Annotated in this window: 16 protein-coding genes; 14 read left to right on the forward strand and 2 right to left on the reverse strand. The window is 36.3% G+C overall.

The genetic code is table 11. From position 1 onward, the window contains the following. Nucleotides 1-5 precede the first annotated feature (5 nt). Entirely contained in the window at nucleotides 6-1250 is a 1245-nt protein-coding gene (locus PXG98_RS14090; RefSeq protein WP_276392072.1) for a glycosyltransferase, read from the forward strand. Nucleotides 1251-1330: 80 nt separating this feature from the next. Continuing rightward, entirely contained in the window at nucleotides 1331-2170 is an 840-nt protein-coding gene (locus PXG98_RS14095) for a 1,4-dihydroxy-2-naphthoyl-CoA synthase (protein WP_276392073.1), read from the forward strand. On the opposite strand, the gene PXG98_RS14100 is transcribed toward PXG98_RS14095, so the two are convergent. Beyond that, nucleotides 2167-3312, reverse strand: a complete 1146-nt coding sequence (locus PXG98_RS14100; RefSeq protein ID WP_276392074.1) for an ATP-grasp domain-containing protein — start codon at nucleotides 3310-3312, stop codon at nucleotides 2167-2169. The two genes, PXG98_RS14095 and PXG98_RS14100, sit on opposite strands and share 4 nt — an antisense overlap. 405 nt (nucleotides 3313-3717) lie before the next feature. Between PXG98_RS14100 and PXG98_RS14105 the strand changes: the two genes are divergently transcribed. From PXG98_RS14105 to PXG98_RS14120, 4 genes are all read left to right on the forward strand, one after another. After that, complete coding sequence (locus PXG98_RS14105; protein WP_276392076.1) at nucleotides 3718-4590, forward strand: pirin family protein; 873 nt, start codon at nucleotides 3718-3720, stop codon at nucleotides 4588-4590. 166 nt (nucleotides 4591-4756) lie between these two features. Beyond that, nucleotides 4757-5179: an RlpA-like double-psi beta-barrel domain-containing protein gene (locus PXG98_RS14110; protein WP_276392078.1), complete on the forward strand. Its 423-nt coding sequence runs from the start codon at nucleotides 4757-4759 to the stop codon at nucleotides 5177-5179. 26 nt (nucleotides 5180-5205) lie between these two features. Further along, complete coding sequence (locus tag PXG98_RS14115) at nucleotides 5206-5865, forward strand: peptidoglycan recognition protein family protein (RefSeq protein WP_276392079.1); 660 nt, start codon at nucleotides 5206-5208, stop codon at nucleotides 5863-5865. A gap of 7 nt (nucleotides 5866-5872) precedes the next feature. Beyond that, entirely contained in the window at nucleotides 5873-7345 is a 1473-nt protein-coding gene (locus PXG98_RS14120; RefSeq protein ID WP_276392759.1) for a M14 family metallopeptidase, read from the forward strand. A gap of 347 nt (nucleotides 7346-7692) precedes the next feature. Here the strand turns inward: PXG98_RS14120 and PXG98_RS14125 are convergent, their stop codons facing one another. Beyond that, entirely contained in the window at nucleotides 7693-8784 is a 1092-nt protein-coding gene (locus tag PXG98_RS14125) for a vWA domain-containing protein (protein WP_276392082.1), read from the reverse strand. Between the two features lie 136 nt (nucleotides 8785-8920). Here PXG98_RS14125 and PXG98_RS14130 point away from each other — a divergent pair, with 136 nt between their 5' ends. The 8 genes from PXG98_RS14130 (at nucleotide 8921) to PXG98_RS14165 (ending at nucleotide 16644) form a co-directional block, all read left to right on the forward strand. Continuing rightward, on the forward strand, nucleotides 8921-9868 hold the full coding sequence (locus tag PXG98_RS14130; protein ID WP_276392084.1) for a polysaccharide deacetylase family protein: 948 nt from the start codon (nucleotides 8921-8923) through the stop codon (nucleotides 9866-9868). A 94-nt stretch (nucleotides 9869-9962) separates the two neighbouring features. Continuing rightward, nucleotides 9963-10424 (forward strand): (2Fe-2S)-binding protein, encoded by a 462-nt coding sequence (locus PXG98_RS14135; protein ID WP_276392085.1) that lies wholly within the window; start codon nucleotides 9963-9965, stop codon nucleotides 10422-10424. A gap of 20 nt (nucleotides 10425-10444) precedes the next feature. Beyond that, nucleotides 10445-12616: a xanthine dehydrogenase family protein molybdopterin-binding subunit gene (locus tag PXG98_RS14140; RefSeq protein WP_276392088.1), complete on the forward strand. Its 2172-nt coding sequence runs from the start codon at nucleotides 10445-10447 to the stop codon at nucleotides 12614-12616. A gap of 1 nt (nucleotide 12617) precedes the next feature. Then, nucleotides 12618-12863 (forward strand): MoaD/ThiS family protein, encoded by a 246-nt coding sequence (locus tag PXG98_RS14145; protein ID WP_276392090.1) that lies wholly within the window; start codon nucleotides 12618-12620, stop codon nucleotides 12861-12863. 238 nt (nucleotides 12864-13101) lie between these two features. Continuing rightward, nucleotides 13102-14307, forward strand: coding sequence for a molybdopterin molybdotransferase MoeA (locus PXG98_RS14150; protein ID WP_276392093.1), 1206 nt, complete (start codon nucleotides 13102-13104; stop codon nucleotides 14305-14307). Between the two features lie 406 nt (nucleotides 14308-14713). Then, nucleotides 14714-14899, forward strand: coding sequence for a hypothetical protein (locus PXG98_RS14155; protein ID WP_276392094.1), 186 nt, complete (start codon nucleotides 14714-14716; stop codon nucleotides 14897-14899). A gap of 2 nt (nucleotides 14900-14901) precedes the next feature. Continuing rightward, complete coding sequence (locus PXG98_RS14160) at nucleotides 14902-15489, forward strand: nucleotidyltransferase family protein (RefSeq protein WP_276392096.1); 588 nt, start codon at nucleotides 14902-14904, stop codon at nucleotides 15487-15489. A 66-nt stretch (nucleotides 15490-15555) separates the two neighbouring features. Further along, nucleotides 15556-16644, forward strand: coding sequence for an amidohydrolase family protein (locus PXG98_RS14165; RefSeq protein WP_276392098.1), 1089 nt, complete (start codon nucleotides 15556-15558; stop codon nucleotides 16642-16644). Nucleotides 16645-16678 lie beyond the last annotated feature (34 nt).

The raw sequence follows: 16678 nt of genomic DNA on the forward strand, positions 1-16678 counted from the left end.
AAATAATGCAGCAGAGAGTTCTCTTTATTGGTCATAATTGGCCAGAGTTACATACCACAGCCGCCGGAAGACGAACCTTTGAGTTAATCGAATGGTTTCTAAGCAACAATGTGGAGCTCACTTTTGTTTCTGCCGCACAAAACCTCAAATATAGTTCTGCAGGTGTTTTGGCAGCCGTTCGATGGGTACCCATAGAATTAAATAAAAGCTCTTTCGACTCCTTTTTGACTAGCCTTAATCCAAACATTGTAGTTTTTGACCGCTTTTTGACAGAAGAACAGTTTGGCGCCAGGGTCCTTGAGAATTGTCCTGAGGCGATGAGGATTTTAGATACCATGGATCTGCATTCCCTAAGACAGGCAAGGCAAGAAGGTCTTAAAGGAAAGGATCCATTTAATCCATTAAAATGGTTAGCCTTAGATATAACGAAACGAGAGATTGCAAGTATTTATCGGTCAGACTTAACCTTAATTATTTCAAAGTACGAAATAGAACTCTTAAAAAAATATACCCCCCTAGATAAACAACTTCTATTGTATTTACCTTTTAAAAGCAATAATTATAATATAAATGAGCAAACACACTTAGTGCCTTTTGAAAAGAGAAAGGATTTTATGTTTGTTGGCAATGGAAGACATCAACCTAATATTGACGGACTTATTTGGCTTATTCAGGATATCTGGCCTACCATTAGAAAAGCCATCCCTAGGGCTGAGCTACATATATACGGACCTTATATGCCGCAGAAAGTTGTAGATTTGTTCCGGAGGACAAATGGTGTTATTGGTATGGGTTGGGTAGAAAACCTTAGCAAAGCATTAAACCACCATCGCGTAAATTTAATCCCCTTAACCTATGGTGCAGGGTTAAAAGGAAAACTGCTCGATAGTCTAGAGAATAGTATTCCTTTGGTCTCCACTTCTATTGGTGTAGAGGGATTTGAAGGGGCAGCTTGCCTTAAGAATCAAATTGCGGATAATCCAAAAGATTTTGCCGAGCTTGCCATAGCTCATTACACCAAAAAGCAGCAATGGACAGAGGCAATTTCGAGTGGACAAAGCATGTTAGATAAGCTGCCATCCAATAGAAAATGGGAGAAAAAACTTTCTTCCAAAATATCAAAAATTCTTAACAACCTTGAACTCCATAGAAATAGTAATATTCTGGGCAGAATATTAATTTCACAACAATACTATAGCGGAAAGTATATGACCAAGTGGATTGAGCTTAAAAACAAACTTAAAACCTAGAAGACTAAGATTCCTTGTATCCTAATGCCTTGGAATAATTGAGACACAAACCTTATCTTAGATATTAAAATCTAATAATTATGAGCAATAAATGGAATACAGTAAAAGACTTTGAGGACATTACCTATAAAAAATGTAATGGGGTTGCCAGAATTGCGTTTAACAGACCAGAAGTACGAAATGCCTTTCGTCCGAAGACAACTAATGAATTATACGAAGCATTCTACGATGCACAGGAGGATACTTCCATAGGAGTAGTGTTATTAACGGGAGAAGGGCCATCTTCAAAAGACGGGGTATACTCTTTTTGTAGTGGAGGAGATCAAAATGCCAGAGGACAAAAAGGATATGTTGGTGAAGATGGTATGCACAGGCTTAATATTTTGGAGGTGCAACGTCTTATTAGATTTATGCCTAAGGTAGTTATTGCTGTTGTTCCCGGCTGGGCAGTGGGCGGTGGACATAGTCTGCATGTGGTTTGTGATCTTACTCTAGCAAGCAAAGAATACGCTTTGTTTAAGCAGACCGATGCAGATGTTACTAGTTTTGACGGGGGCTATGGTTCGGCCTATTTAGCAAAAATGGTGGGACAAAAGAAGGCAAGAGAGATTTTTTTCCTGGGCAGAAGTTATACCGCTCAGGCCGCTTATGAGATGGGCATGGTAAATGCAGTGGTTCCCCATGAAGAATTAGAAGACACGGCTTTTGAGTGGGCACAAGAAATACTCGCCAAATCTCCAATCTCTATTAAAATGTTGAAATTCGCAATGAATCTTACAGACGATGGGATGACAGGGCAACAAGTTTTTGCCGGCGAAGCAACAAGATTGGCTTATATGACGGATGAGGCAAAGGAGGGAAGAAACGCATTTCTGGAGAAGCGAAAGCCTAATTTTGGTGCTAACAAATGGATTCCTTAAGACTTTTTTTTCTCCATCTTAAGTTTGCTGAGAATAATATTACGACTTCGCCACAGAAAATGATAACCAATGGGTAAAGGGTCTTTAAGGGCAAATCTTAAGGATGTATTATTCCATAAGAATTTGAAATTAAAGGCTACTTTGGGATTCTTTTTCACTAAAAGATATAGTCCTTTAAGGTTTACATATTTTTCTAGCTTATAATCTTGCTTTGCTATAGAATTCCCTAAGCCCAATTGGAGATAGAGATATGGAAAATTTACGCCGGCTAAAGCAGAGGCATCTAGGCTTAACCAGAATCTAGGGTTTATTTCTAAGATTTTAAATTCTCCTGTTTTATCATTGTATATCATGTCGATATTGGCGACTCCATTCCAATTTAAGGAATGCATAAGCCTAGAAACTGTCTTATATATTTTGTCTTTCTTAAAAAAGTATAAACCTACCTGGGGGGAATAAGGCTTATCTATAAAAAGATAACCCTTTTGTATGGTATAAGCCAATACTTTACCTTCCATACATAGCACATTGCACCCAATAGGATCTCCTTCCATAAATTCTTGAATCATAATTGTATCCTCTTCCTTCTTCTCAATCAAATATCCTCTTAATTCTTCCAGACTACTAAACTTTATAATACCCTCACCACCTCCTGAATCTTTCATGGGCTTTAGTAGGCAGGGGAAATCTAAATCCAACGATTTTTGAGAGGATTTAAAAAGGCTGGTACGTGGGCCGGGAATACCGTATTGTTCTAAATGTTTGGCCAAAAACCATTTATTGGAAGCAGTCTTAAATGAATCCATTTGTGGTAAAGGAACAAGGGCTACCTTCTTAGGCAATACATCTTGTAACTTGGTAAAAACTGGAAAGCTTTCCATTTGCACTGGCAGAATTATGTCTATTTGATGCTTCTTAATTGCTTCTTGCACACGTTCTACCCATTTCTCGCTATACGTTTTATCCCCGCAATAGGAATAGCTTTTGATATTTTTGGAAAATCTTGGTGCGTTAAATTTTTCAGTAGACAAAAGATGTATTCTTACATTTTGGAACAAGGAAAGACAATTTAAGACCAAGGGCATATACTTGCTATGGGCATCAGGTATTAATACTGAAATTTTAGAATTATCTCTATACATCAACCAAATTTACAATCGTAATGACTTCTTAAAAAATTCTAAATTGAGAAGAGGTCGTTAACAAATAACCACATTTCAACTTAGGAATACTTGTTATAAACTAAAAAGAGCCCCGTCTTAAAAAGATCAGGACTCTTTTACGAGAACACTATATGAAAATGAAAAAATTAACTTGTTAAATATTTATAGTATAAACTTAGTTCAGTTTGGCAGTATTACATAATTAATGTTGTGAGTAAATAAAAATCTGTGGTGTACAGTTCGTTTTAAGTTATTGCTAATTTGTTTAATTTTTGGGTTTCGTAATAATCGAATACTATTTGACTGACCATAATCAACTTTAAGAATCTTATAGGTTCTTTAAAAAAATATCAAAATCTGTATCTTAGTTATCAAAATAGATATATGTCTAACCTGGGTCTGATTATTGAAGAAAGAAGTAGAGATATTGGTGATTTTTTGGTAGGAAGATTAATTCCCTTCAGAAAAAAAAGGATGATTGGTCCATTTATTTTTATAGACCATATGGGACCCACTACCTTAGGTCCAAAAAATTATATGGATGTAGATCAACATCCCCATATTGGCCTGGCAACTCTAACTTATATGCTTGAAGGTGATATAATGCACAGGGATAGCATTGGCACCGAACAGCGTATCACTCCCGGTTCTGTAAACTGGATGGTAGCAGGGAAGGGGGTGAGCCATTCGGAACGTACACCGGAAGATTTAAGAAATGGAAATATCTTTGTTGCACACGGGTATCAAATTTGGGTAGCACTCCCCAAATCAAAAGAAGAGATTATTCCTGAATTCCATCATATTAAAGCCAGTCAACTGCCAGAATGGAAAGATGGTACAACACATTTTAAACTTATTGCAGGCAGTGGTTATGGTAGAATTTCTCCTGTGCCAGTATTTTCCCCATTGTTTATGATAGAAATAAAGACAACAGAAGAGTATAGCCTAAATACACAGGGAGAATTAAAGGGCGAGATTGGTATCTGTGTAGTGGACGGTAGTATAGTGGCATGCGGACAGCAAATAGAAAAAGGACACATTCTAGTATCCAAAGTCAGCGATATCTGTACTATTCAAATAAATAACAATTCACATCTATTACTGTTTGGAGGGGAGCCATTGGAGGAAGCACGGCATATTTTTTGGAATTTTGTTTCGCATAGCAAAGAACGCATAGAAGTTGCAAAGCGAGAATGGCAGGATAAAACATTCCCTATGATGCCCGCAGACAATACCTACGTGCCTCTTCCTTCCTGATATTGATTTTGTAAAACAATAACAGATGTAGTAACTTCCAAGCCTACTAAACTATTTTATAGAGTTCTAAAAACAGCTTTATAGGTACCAAGGCGTTTTTTAATCTTGTGTAAAATATGCATAGTGCCTCTAGAACCATTAATGGATATTTATCTTTACCTAAATTATGAAGGCCTTTAGATTTTTATTTTTCCTTTCTTTTGTTCTATTAATGAGCTCGTGTAAGAATGGTTCGGAAAACAATAAAGAAGAATGGAAAGCTATAGAAGTAACTGCGACCGCCTATAATTCGGTCAAAAGCCAGACTTCTAACACCCCAGAAATTGGGGCTTGGGGAGACTCACTCTTACCAGAAATGAAATGTATTGCAGTATCCCGAGACCTATTAAATATGGGTATAAAGCATAATTCTAGGGTTAAAATTTCTGGCCTTCAAGGTATATATCTTGTAAAAGATAAAATGAACAAAAAATGGAAGAAAAAGATTGATATTTTTATGGGAACTAATATTCAGAAAGCAAAAGAATGGGGTTCTCAAAAAGTAATACTACAGTATGAATTTAGTAAATCAAAGAATATTATCCCCTAATCGAAACAAGTAGCAGAACGTATAGTATGAAAAAACTAACCATTCTATTCCTTTTCACTCTTTATTTAACAAGTTGTTCCAGCAACAAAAAGATTATTGAAAAGCCCATTATTTTTGATGCGCAAAGAACGAACTTAACAAAAGAATACCTGTTAGATAGATATGGAATTCAACAAGACAATGTTGAGATTACCCCAAAAATGATTGTCTTGCATTGGACCGTGATCCCCAGTATGCAAAGAACTTTTGATGTATTTAACCCTCCTACATTACCCGATTGGCGACCAGACATAAATTCTGTTAGTGGCTTAAATGTGTCTTCACAGTTTTTAGTGGATAGAGACGGCACCATATACCAGCTACTACCAGAAACTACCATGGCAAGGCATGTTATTGGTTTAAACCATTGCGCTATTGGCATAGAAAATGTAGGCGGCACGGACGACTTACCTCTTACCGATGCCCAATTAAAATCCAATATTTGGTTAGTGAAATATTTATCAAAAAAATATGCGATTGATTATCTTATTGGACACTATGAATATACATTATTTGAGAAACATCCTCTTTGGTTGGAAAAGGATGATTCCTATAGAACAAAAAAAGATGATCCAGGAAAAGAATTTATGCTAAAAGTGCGAAATGCCACCAAAAAACTTAATTTTAAGCCCTTACCAACGAATTAAACAAATGATGCAAAAACTTTACTTTATAGGCATTCTTGCCATACTATTTATATCACGGACAGGAGCACAAGAACAAGATATTACTTCTTCTCTATACGATACTTATGATAATTATAAAGAAGCCATCTTGGGCGAAAGAAGAATAAAATATCAAGATCTTCAGCCACTTATTGAAAAATATAGGGCCAATCCAAAGTTTAAGGTAAATACCGTTGGAACATCTATAGAGGGGAGAACACTTTCTCTTATAAGTATTGGGCAGGGAGATACAGATGTCTTTTTATGGTCCCAGATGCATGGTGATGAGCCAACGGCCACACAGGCCATTTTTGATATCCTGAATTTTCTGGATAGTGAAGATTTTACTTCAGAAAAAAATGATATCCTCAATAAATTAACGCTTCATTTTCTTCCAATGTTGAACCCTGATGGGGCCGAACGTTTTCAACGTCGAAATATTTTGGGAATAGACATAAATAGAGATGCTGTACGACTGCAATCTCCAGAAGGACGAACGCTAAAAAAAGTAAGGGATAGTCTAGATGCAGATTTTGGTTTTAATCTGCATGACCAAAGCAGGTATTACAATGCAGAGAGAACCGAGAAGCCCGCAACAATATCTTACCTGGCTCCACCTTATAATTACGAAAAGGAAATCAATGAAAGTAGAGGAAATGCCATGAAAATCATTGTATTCATGAATAGTATTATTCAAAAATATGCCCCTGGGCAGGTGGGAAGGTATAGCGATGATTTTGAGCCCAGAGCCTTTGGGGACAATATACAAAAATGGGGTACCAGCACTATATTAATTGAATCAGGGGGATATCCAGAAGACATAGAAAAACAAGAAATAAGAAAATTAAACTACGTTTCAATAATGTCAGCAATTTATACCATAGCGAATAAGAACTACACAGCAATTCCAATTGCCGCCTATGAAGAAATTCCCCATAACGATAGAAAATTATTTGATCTGAAAATAGAAGGCGTTCGCTATCAATTACACGGCAATTACTACGTTTTAGATATAGGTATTCAGAGACCCGAAGTAGACTTAAAAGAGCATAACGGTTTTTGGAATAGTAGCAGAATTATTGACCAAGGAGACCTTTCCACCTATTATGGATTTGAAAACTTAAATGCCGAAGACTATACAATTGTTCCCGGTAAGGTATATCCAAAAACTATTGGCACAATAGAAGACCTAAAAAATTTGGATCCCTATGATATTTTAAGCCAAGGCTATACTGCTATTCGAATAAGTGATTTTAAAAAGGAAGATGTTTTTTCTCCGATTCCGATAAATTTAATAGCTGAAAAATATATTCAGACAGATTTTCAGTTAAAACCTGGGGTTAACCCAACATTCTTACTTCGTAAAAATGGAAAAATAGAAAAGGCAGTAATTAACGGTTTTCTAATTGATCTAAATGACAAGGCTTCTTCAAATTTTAAAAATGCCATGATTTATCGATGATTTCCTCAGTGGGAAACACTAAAGAGATAGCTGTAGCCTAAACTATATTGGTTTCCTCCAATTAGAAGCATAAATAACATAATAAGAAGAGTGGCAAGTATCACAAAAAATAGGGTTAACACCAGGCTTCTTATAGAAGTAGATAGTTCACCCAAAGGACCATTAAAAATTATTTCGTTTACGACATCCATGGCAATATTTTTTTAAATTAAGAAACTAACTATTCAGGATGGTTGGTTATAGAGCCTAGATTAGGCTCATATATATAACACTTAGAATCTACAAAACCCTACTAAATAAAAAAAGTGCCCGCAAAGGCACTTAGTTTAGATTAAATGTTTTTTTATTTATTCGCAGCCTCCTACAAAACCTTCCGCACTAAATGAAGTTTGAACTGCCCCTTGTAAACTGCCTTGTACAACTTGTATTGCCAAGTTGTTTTCGCCACTGCCATCTCGCTTTGGACTGCAATATTCAAAGAGGTAGAAACTATTTGCCTGTTCATTTACTCGAAGGGAAATTGCATTAAAATTAGCTTCTAATTCTTCTTTATTATCTGCAAATACACTAAATGTTTTACCAAATTCCATCAAAATTTGTGTATCTATTTCAGAACCTAGGCCTATGGTAAAAAAGCTAATATTCGAGTTTGCGTCCCTGACCTTAGTAATTGCTTCTTCTTCTGTAAAACGAGATGCCTGGTCTGTCCCATCCGTAAAAATTACAATTGACGCAGCACTTATAATATTGTTTTGTACACTTTCACTTAACAAATTGGTAGCGATATCGGTAGATTTTAAAACAGCCCCGTATAAATCTGTTGATGGATCATTACTAATATCGGCACTTATGTTTTCAATAGCGCTAATTAAAGTTTCTTTAGAGGACGATAACGGATTTAACAAATGAAGTATGTCTTCCCCGTCGAACCAATAAATTGCCATACGAAAGGAAGCATCTTCCTCTTCTGGCATCACATTATTAATAAACCCGATAGAAGCCGACTGCAGTTCCGCTAGGCTAGAGCTTAACACACTATTACTTAAATCTAATACTAAGAGGGTATTGTTATTAAATATCTGGGAATTGGGTGATATACGTGCAAATGACTCTGAGGCCGAAATGGCATTAAAACATTCATCATTACGACCTTGTTCGTATATACTGAACTGACTTGCTCGTAGGTTAGGAACCGGGTTTCCATCTGCATCAGATACTTTGAAAAAAACAGAAACCTTCCCAGGTAAAGTGGTGAATTGATCTTGTATAGAAAGAACAAGAGTATTATCTCCCAAATCTAAACACTCATCTACATTTGATCCTTGTCCTAGATCCCCATCAGGACTAATAATAAAATTAATATCATCATCAGCATTTCCACAAGAAAAAACGAGCAGTAATAAGCTTAAAATAGAGAAATTTTTAAAAAGCAGTTTCATAATCATCATTTTAGTTGTTCTTCCCCACAACGTGGAATTTGAATTAAAATTATCAATAGACTTAAAAACAGTGTTAAATATTGTTAATAGAAGTATAATGAAAAATCCCTAGCTTAGTAGTATAAATCTATGTCCAATGAAACTATCTCCTTATTACAACAGCGTATTTATTGTTCTGGCATTCTTTATAGTGAAACAGAGTTTTTCTCAAATTAGCAATATCGCGGAGAGACTTGGCTTTCCTAAGGAATCAAAATTATTAATTGTACACGCTGATGATCTAGGAGTGGCGAATTCAGAAAACATGGCCAGTATATACGCCCTAGAAAATAGTCCGGTAAATTCTGCAAGTATTATGGTACCCTGCCCATGGTTTCCAGAAATTGCGGCCTATGCCAGAGAGAATAAAAATATGGATTTTGGCCTCCACCTAACCCTGAATAGTGAATGGCAGAATTACAAGTGGGGGCCTGTAAGTTCTAAGGATCGGGTTAAAAGTCTTATTAACGAAGAAGGATATTTTTTTAGTAGTGTAGACAGTTTGGCAACCTATGCAAAACCTGAAGAAGTAGAAATAGAACTGAGAGGTCAGATTGAAAAAGCCTTGGCCGCTGGAATAAACATTACTCATCTAGATACCCATATGGGCTCTGCTGCGAGCACTCCAGAAATAGGTATAATTTATATAAAACTAGGCAGGGAGTATAAAATACCTGTCCTCTTAGATGGGAGAATCATGGAAACGCCAATGCCAGGCTTGGAAGGGTTATTAGATAAGAATACTGTGATGGTAGATAATATTCATATAGCATATCCAAATGCTATTAAACAGGGAATGGATGTTTACTATCGAAATATATTAAAAAATCTTCCTGCTGGTTTAAATTGTTTATTAATACATGCCGCCTACGACAATGCCGAAATGAAAGCCATTACTATAAATCATCCTGAATACGGTTCTGCTTGGCGTCAGGCAGATTTTGATTTTTTTACAAGTAAAGAATGTGCAAAAATACTAGAGGATGAAAACATAATACTAGTAAGTTGGAAAGAGCTCAGGGATAAGATTACCCGATCGGAATAAATTTTAACCATTAACAAATTGTTAAAGAGTTTATAGTTGCTATTTATTTTTGATATCTTTCATAGGAATCAGTCAAAACATTAAAAAATAGATTATGCCAACATACCAATTAAGCGTAAATGGAGAATCCAGAACAGTAAATGTTAGTGAAGATACCCCCTTGTTATGGGTCCTGAGAGATCATCTTGATTTAGTAGGAACTAAATATGGCTGTGGTATCGCACAATGTGGTGCCTGTACGGTTCATTTAGATGGGCAAGCCGTTAGAAGTTGTTCTTTGACAATGGCTTCCCTAGAAGGTAAAAACATTACCACCATAGAAGGTCTTTCAAAAGATGGTGAACACCCTGTACAAGTTGCTTGGAAAGAGGTTGACGTACCCCAATGTGGGTATTGCCAGGCCGGTCAAATAATGACGGCATCAGCATTTTTAGCTAATAATAGTAATCCTACAGAGGAAGAAATAAAAGATGCTATGCATGGCAATATTTGCCGATGTGCATCATATACTCGAATTTATAAAGCTGTTGAAATTGCAGCCACAAAAATATCCTAACTGACCCTAATATAATAATTATGTCTAAAGAGAATAAATCACAAGGCTTAAGCAGAAGGTCTTTTATGAAAGCTAGTTCCCTGGCGGGAGGAGGAATGCTTATAGGTTTTAATTTGTTTAATTCGTGTAAACCGGATGCACAACCACCTGTTGACTTAGCTAACCTAAAATATAACGATTTTAATGCCTTCATACAGATAGCTGATAATGGGGCTGTAACCATTTATTCCCCAAATCCAGAAATTGGACAGGGAGTAAAAACGGCAATGCCCATGATTATTGCAGAAGAATTAGATGTAGCTTGGAAAGATGTTTACGTCAAACAAGGGATTTTAGACACTAAAAATTATACTCGTCAGGTTGCCGGGGGTAGTCAGTCAATAAGGTTTGGTTGGGATCCTTTAAGAAGAACCGGGGCTACCGCTCGTCAAATGTTGGTAAATGCAGCAGCAGAAAAATGGGGGGTTGATCCTTCCGAATGTAACACAAATGCAGGTATTATTACTAACTCAAAGGGAGAAAAACTGGGCTATGGTGAAGTAGTAAAAGAAGCTGCTCTTATGGATATTCCGGAAGATGTCACCTTAAAAAAGGTTAAAGATTACACCATTATTGGAACAGAGATCCCTAATGTTGATTTAGACAATATCATTACCGGAAAACCTCTTTTTGGCTTAGACTATAAATCGGAAAATATGGTAATCGCTTCTGTGTTAAGACCCCCTGCTTTTGGGCAGAAACTGGAGAGTTTTGATGATACCGATACCAGGGCCTTAGAAGGTGTAATTGAAGTTATTCGCTTCGAGGATAAAATTGCAGTATTGGCAAAAGACACATGGACTGCTATGAAAGGTAAAAAGGCTTTGAAAGCAAGCTGGACAGAGGATAGTAGGTTAGAAAGTTCATCAGATCATCATAGAATTTTGCAAGGTCTTTTGGATGGAAATAAGTTTGAAACTTTACGCGCGGATGGAAATATTAAAAAAGCTTTTTCGCAAGCAGACAAGGTTTTAGAAAGAACATATGAGTCTCCATTTCTACCTCATAATTGTTTGGAACCCATGAATTTTTATGCGGATGTAACGGATACAAAAATACATCTTGTAGGTCCTATTCAGACTCCAGAAGGTACAGCAAAGCATATTGCAGGTTTATTGGAAAGGGAAGAGGGCGATGTACATCTTGAAATGACTAGAATGGGTGGCGGATTTGGTCGTAGGCTATATGGAGACTTTGCTGTAGAAGCTGCTTTAATTTCTAATCTTGCCAAAAAACCAGTCAAAGTAGTTTTCTCAAGAGAAGACGATATGAGCGATGGGATTTACAGACCATCCATAAAATACAGAATTAAAGCGGCCATAAAAGACGGAGAATTAACTGGCTATCACTTAAAAGAGGCATCTATTAACTCCAATATGTACGGTTTAATTCCAAATTTTTTTCCAGCAGGTGCTGTGGAAAATTATCAGGTAGACGTTGCCAAGTATGATAGCAATATTACTACTGGTGCATGGAGAGCACCTTATACGAACTTTCTTGCCTTTGCAGAGCAGAGCTTTTTTGATGAATTGGCAGAAGAAATGAACGTAGACAAAATAAAACTTCGCTTAGATTTGTTGCAAAAGGTAAAGGGAACTTCAGATGAACGGATTCAATATTCACCAGAACGAATGGAGATAGTTATTAATACTGCTGTTGAAAAGTCTGGCTGGGGTAAACAACCGGATGGGGTTTACCAAGGTTTTGTTAATTATTACTGTCATAATAGTCACGTAGCAGAAGTAGCCGATGTAGTTTTGGAAAACAACATTCCCGTAGTTAAAAAAATTACTTGCGTAGTAGACTGTGGTATTGTAGTAAACCCTCTAGGAGCGCTCAATCAAATTGAAGGAGGCGTAATTGATGGGGTAGGGCATTCAATGTATGGAGATTTTACTTTTGAGAACGGATCTCCCACGGCCACCAATTTCGACAGATATCGCTTAATAAGAATGAAAGAGGCGCCGGTAGTTGAAACACATTTAATACAAAATACACATTCTCCTACAGGGCTAGGGGAGCCAACACTACCGCCGGCGGGTGGTGCTATTGCTAATGCATTTAAGGCAGCCACAGGAAAACGTTTGTATCAGCAGCCATTTAACAACTATCCGGAATTATTAAGAGCTCCCGAAAAAGAAATTATAGGATAATATGAAAGTATTGCTATTTGGTATCACACAAGATATTGTGGGATCTGCCTCTTTGTCCATTCCTGTTGCTAAAAGTAGCAAATTGGCTTCTGTATCCGATTTAAAGGATTTCCTTGGAATCTCCTATCCTGAACTAAATAATCTCAGTTCTTTGGCCGTTGCTGTAAATAAAAAATATGCCAAAGACGAAGATTCTATTTGTAATTTTGACGAGATTGCGTTAATACCTCCTGTTAGTGGCGGTTAGTCTAGTGCCTTGAAGTATTAATTTTTTATATGATCATCGACAATCACTCTTTGTCGATGCGTTAAGTCTTTAATTTATGTAAATCGGATAAAAGAAACCGAAGAATTGTAGAAAACGGCTTTAGAAGCATGGTCAATTAAAAAAATACTCCTAATAACTGGTGGAATGATATAGAATTATTCCTGATTTTTTGGATGCTGTGATTATATTTGGTTTAAATCATTAATACATTTGGTAGATGGCATTAATATCCTTCGATGAGGCATATAAAAAGGTGTTAGAAACCTGTTATACTTTTAAAGAAGAAACCGTTTCAATAAAAAAGGCTTTCGGTAGAGTTTTAGCGGAAAACATATATGCCGATAGAGATTTCCCTCCTTTTAATAGGTCCACAAAAGATGGCATAGCACTCATATTCCGTGCTGTTGAACAAGGAAGAAAGGCCTTCGAAATTAAGGGTACAGTAACAGCAGGGGAAAAGACTTATCCATTTTTGGAAGAATCAGAATGTATAGAGATAATGACCGGTGGAGTTGTGCCTTACGAGGCCGATGTTGTTGTGATGTATGAGGAAGTTCAAATTCATAAAGGTATTGCCAATATTAGCAAAAGCGTTAAACCGGGGCAGCATATTCATCTTAAAGGAAGTGATGTAAAAAAAGGGGCATTACTCCTTAAGAAGAATACGAAAATAACAGCTGCAGAAATAGGAGTGCTTGCTACAGTAGGAAAATCGGAGATTACTGTAAAGAAACTTCCCTCCGTTGCGGTAATATCTACTGGGAGCGAGTTGATTGCTATAGATGAACATCCACAAACCCATGAGGTCAGAAAATCTAATTCCTATACCTTATATGCCGCCCTTAAAAATTACGGTATAGAACCTCTTTTGCTGCATCTCCCTGACGATGAAGACATTATTAGACAAAGACTTCAAATAACCATCCAGGAAATGGACATTTTACTTTTAAGTGGTGGAGTTTCTAAAGGGAAGTTTGATTATATACCCAAAATATTGGGGCAATTAGGTGTTAAAAAATTATTCCATGGAGTTGCGCAAAGGCCCGGTAAACCCTTTTGGTTTGGACAAAGCACAACAAATAAATCTCTGGTTTTTTCTTTTCCTGGCAATCCAGTTTCCACTTTTGCCAATTTCCATATTTATTTTACGCCTTGGCTTTCACAAAGTCTTGGATTAGATATTATTAAAATAAAAGGTGAGCTGACAGAAACTATTACGAATTCTAGTAGTATTACCCAATTTTTAAATGTAAAAACAAGCCTAGAAGATGGAATTCTAAAAGTTTCATTAATCAATACTAATAGTTCTGGTGACTTGGTTAGTCTAGCTAGGTCCGATGGCTTTATAAAGTTGGCACCACGAGAGAAACCTTATGAGTTAAAAGAATTAGTACCTTTAGTTTTATACAGATTTCCTGCTTAGATAACGCACATATTGCTTCATATTCTCAATACCTATCCATCGGTCGAAAAGGTTTAAACATAGCTGTATTGTCCTCGTTAGAGGACTAAAAGGGATCTTCATTTCTAGGACAAGTTTTGAGAATGTTAGTAATAGATAATGACCTTACGGTGGGTGTGCTAGGCGGAGGATATGCTTAAAAAGAAATTTAAAAGCGAGCAGAACCTGTCTTACAGAGAAGGGATGCAATTCATTTTTTAGATGAAGAGAATATAAGTACCTTAGAAGGAAATTTTCATATTACGCTGGTTTTAATGACACATAGCTATAAGGACTTATAACTTCTATTGGCTCTTTGTGAACTAAGACTGACCTATATTGGGAATAAGACCCTAAGTCTGGAAGAGATAAACAATTGTCTAAATAAATGGAACACAAGGCTGATATTTCCTTAGATTTTATAGAAAGAATATCTGGCCCCGCTAGGATAGATATAGGAGCAGGAACAGAAGACGAAATAGTACTTACTATAATGGCTGAAATTCTGGCAATTATTCGAAAACGAACGCCTGATTTCTTGAAAAACAAGAATGGTTCTATATATTCACTTTAACTATGGAGACTACCATCTTAATTTTGGCAGCAGGGAGTTCCAGTAGAATGGGTACCATGAAACAGTTGCTGCCTTGGGAAGGAACAACTCTTTTAGGCCACGTAGTAAATACCGCTATTAATTCGAATGCAGATAATACAGTGCTGGTATTAGGAGCAAAGGCTGAAGAAATAGAAAAGTCTATTAAACCGTCTTTAGTAAATTTAGTTGTCAATGAAAATTGGACAAAAGGAATGGGTTCTTCTATTGCAAAGGGGGTAGAATATATAAGTCAAAGCTTACCAGACACCAAGGCAGTCTTAATCCTTCTGGCCGATCAGCCTTTTATTAATAAAAATAACTTGAACACCTATTTAGATAAAGGAAATAAATTTCCTAAAAAAATAATAGCAACCAATTACGGGCTAAAGCATGGCGTTCCTGCACTTTTTCCTAAATCTTTTTTTAAACAGCTTATAACACTAAATAGGGATTATGGGGCACGAGAAATTTTAGAGACTAATAGAGAAAATATTCTTGCTTTGAAGAATAATATTAATTTAGTGGACCTTGATACCATGAAAAAGTATCATCAATTAAAAAAAATTTAAATCAAGACCGGGTATATATATTTCCTAACTCCTTTTTACCATAACCTTTTACAAAAATCTAACCAAATGTTGCTAAAGAAAACTCTCGTACTAGTAGCCCTTCTTATAATAAGTAAGAATCTTATTTCACAAGAAATGAGTTTTGAAGAGTATAATCCAAAATCTACTCTGGTAGTAGAAGAACATCTTGTTACGAAGGCCAGGTACCCATTTATTGATATTCACAGTCATCATTTTAACATGGCTACCCAGGATTTACAGGTTTTGGTAAAATCCATGGATAAAATGAATATGGCGGTTTTGGTTAATTTAAGCGGTGGATCTGGAGAAGGTTTGTCGGCCATGCTTAAAAATGTGAATGCAAATTACCCTAATCGAATTGTGGTTTTTGCAAACGTCAATTTTGATGGGGTAGGAGGTAAAAACTGGGGAGAACTTGCGGCTAAACAACTAGAAACTGATGTTAAAAATGGAGCCAAAGGTTTAAAAATTTATAAAAGTTTAGGACTTCGTTATAATGATTTAAATGGTAAAAGGATTGCTGTAGACGATCCAAGACTAGATCCTATTTGGGAAAAATGTGCGGATTTGAATATTCCTGTTCTTATTCATTCGGCAGATCCCAAATCTTTTTGGGACCCAATGGATAGCAATAATGAAAGGTGGTTAGAGTTAAAGACACGTCCAAGACGAAAAAGATCTGCTACAAATCCTGCACCATGGGAGCAAATTATTCAAGAACAGCATAATATGTTTAAAAAGCATCCGAATACAAAATTCATAAACGCCCATATGGGATGGTATGCCAATAACCTTAAAAAACTTGGAGAATTAATGGACGACATGCCAAATATGTATGTTGGTATTGGTGCAATTATTGCTGAATTGGGTAGGCAACCTAAGGCAGCCAGGACCTTTTTTATTAAATACCAGGATCGAATACTTTTTGGCAAAGACAGTTACAAACCCGAAGAATTTCCTCTGTATTTTCGAGTTTTAGAAACTGGGGACGAATATTTTGCCTATTATAAAAAATACCATGCTTTTTGGGCTATGTATGGTTTGGATCTTCCTGATGAAGTCTTACAAAAGGTTTATTTTAAAAATACATTTTCCTTATTGAAGGATTTAGATAAAAATCTGTTCGAATTTTAAACGTTTGATTATTAAACCCCTACATTGATACAGC

This window comes from Eudoraea chungangensis (assembly GCF_029360665.1).
Lineage (GTDB): Bacteria > Bacteroidota > Bacteroidia > Flavobacteriales > Flavobacteriaceae > Eudoraea > Eudoraea chungangensis.

Coding starts and splice junctions, on each gene's coding strand:
- PXG98_RS14110 (WP_276392078.1), top strand. CDS start 4,757: ATGAAGGCCTTTAGATTTTTATTTTTCCTTTCTTTTGTTCTATTAATG.
- PXG98_RS14155 (WP_276392094.1), top strand. CDS start 14,714: ATGGAACACAAGGCTGATATTTCCTTAGATTTTATAGAAAGAATATCT.
- PXG98_RS14120 (WP_276392759.1), top strand. CDS start 5,873: ATGCAAAAACTTTACTTTATAGGCATTCTTGCCATACTATTTATATCA.
- PXG98_RS14090 (WP_276392072.1), top strand. CDS start 6: ATGCAGCAGAGAGTTCTCTTTATTGGTCATAATTGGCCAGAGTTACAT.
- PXG98_RS14100 (WP_276392074.1), bottom strand. CDS start 3,312: ATGTATAGAGATAATTCTAAAATTTCAGTATTAATACCTGATGCCCAT.
- PXG98_RS14105 (WP_276392076.1), top strand. CDS start 3,718: ATGTCTAACCTGGGTCTGATTATTGAAGAAAGAAGTAGAGATATTGGT.
- PXG98_RS14150 (WP_276392093.1), top strand. CDS start 13,102: ATGGCATTAATATCCTTCGATGAGGCATATAAAAAGGTGTTAGAAACC.
- PXG98_RS14160 (WP_276392096.1), top strand. CDS start 14,902: ATGGAGACTACCATCTTAATTTTGGCAGCAGGGAGTTCCAGTAGAATG.
- PXG98_RS14145 (WP_276392090.1), top strand. CDS start 12,618: ATGAAAGTATTGCTATTTGGTATCACACAAGATATTGTGGGATCTGCC.
- PXG98_RS14135 (WP_276392085.1), top strand. CDS start 9,963: ATGCCAACATACCAATTAAGCGTAAATGGAGAATCCAGAACAGTAAAT.
- PXG98_RS14125 (WP_276392082.1), bottom strand. CDS start 8,784: ATGAAACTGCTTTTTAAAAATTTCTCTATTTTAAGCTTATTACTGCTC.
- PXG98_RS14095 (WP_276392073.1), top strand. CDS start 1,331: ATGAGCAATAAATGGAATACAGTAAAAGACTTTGAGGACATTACCTAT.
- PXG98_RS14115 (WP_276392079.1), top strand. CDS start 5,206: ATGAAAAAACTAACCATTCTATTCCTTTTCACTCTTTATTTAACAAGT.
- PXG98_RS14130 (WP_276392084.1), top strand. CDS start 8,921: ATGAAACTATCTCCTTATTACAACAGCGTATTTATTGTTCTGGCATTC.
- PXG98_RS14165 (WP_276392098.1), top strand. CDS start 15,556: ATGTTGCTAAAGAAAACTCTCGTACTAGTAGCCCTTCTTATAATAAGT.
- PXG98_RS14140 (WP_276392088.1), top strand. CDS start 10,445: ATGTCTAAAGAGAATAAATCACAAGGCTTAAGCAGAAGGTCTTTTATG.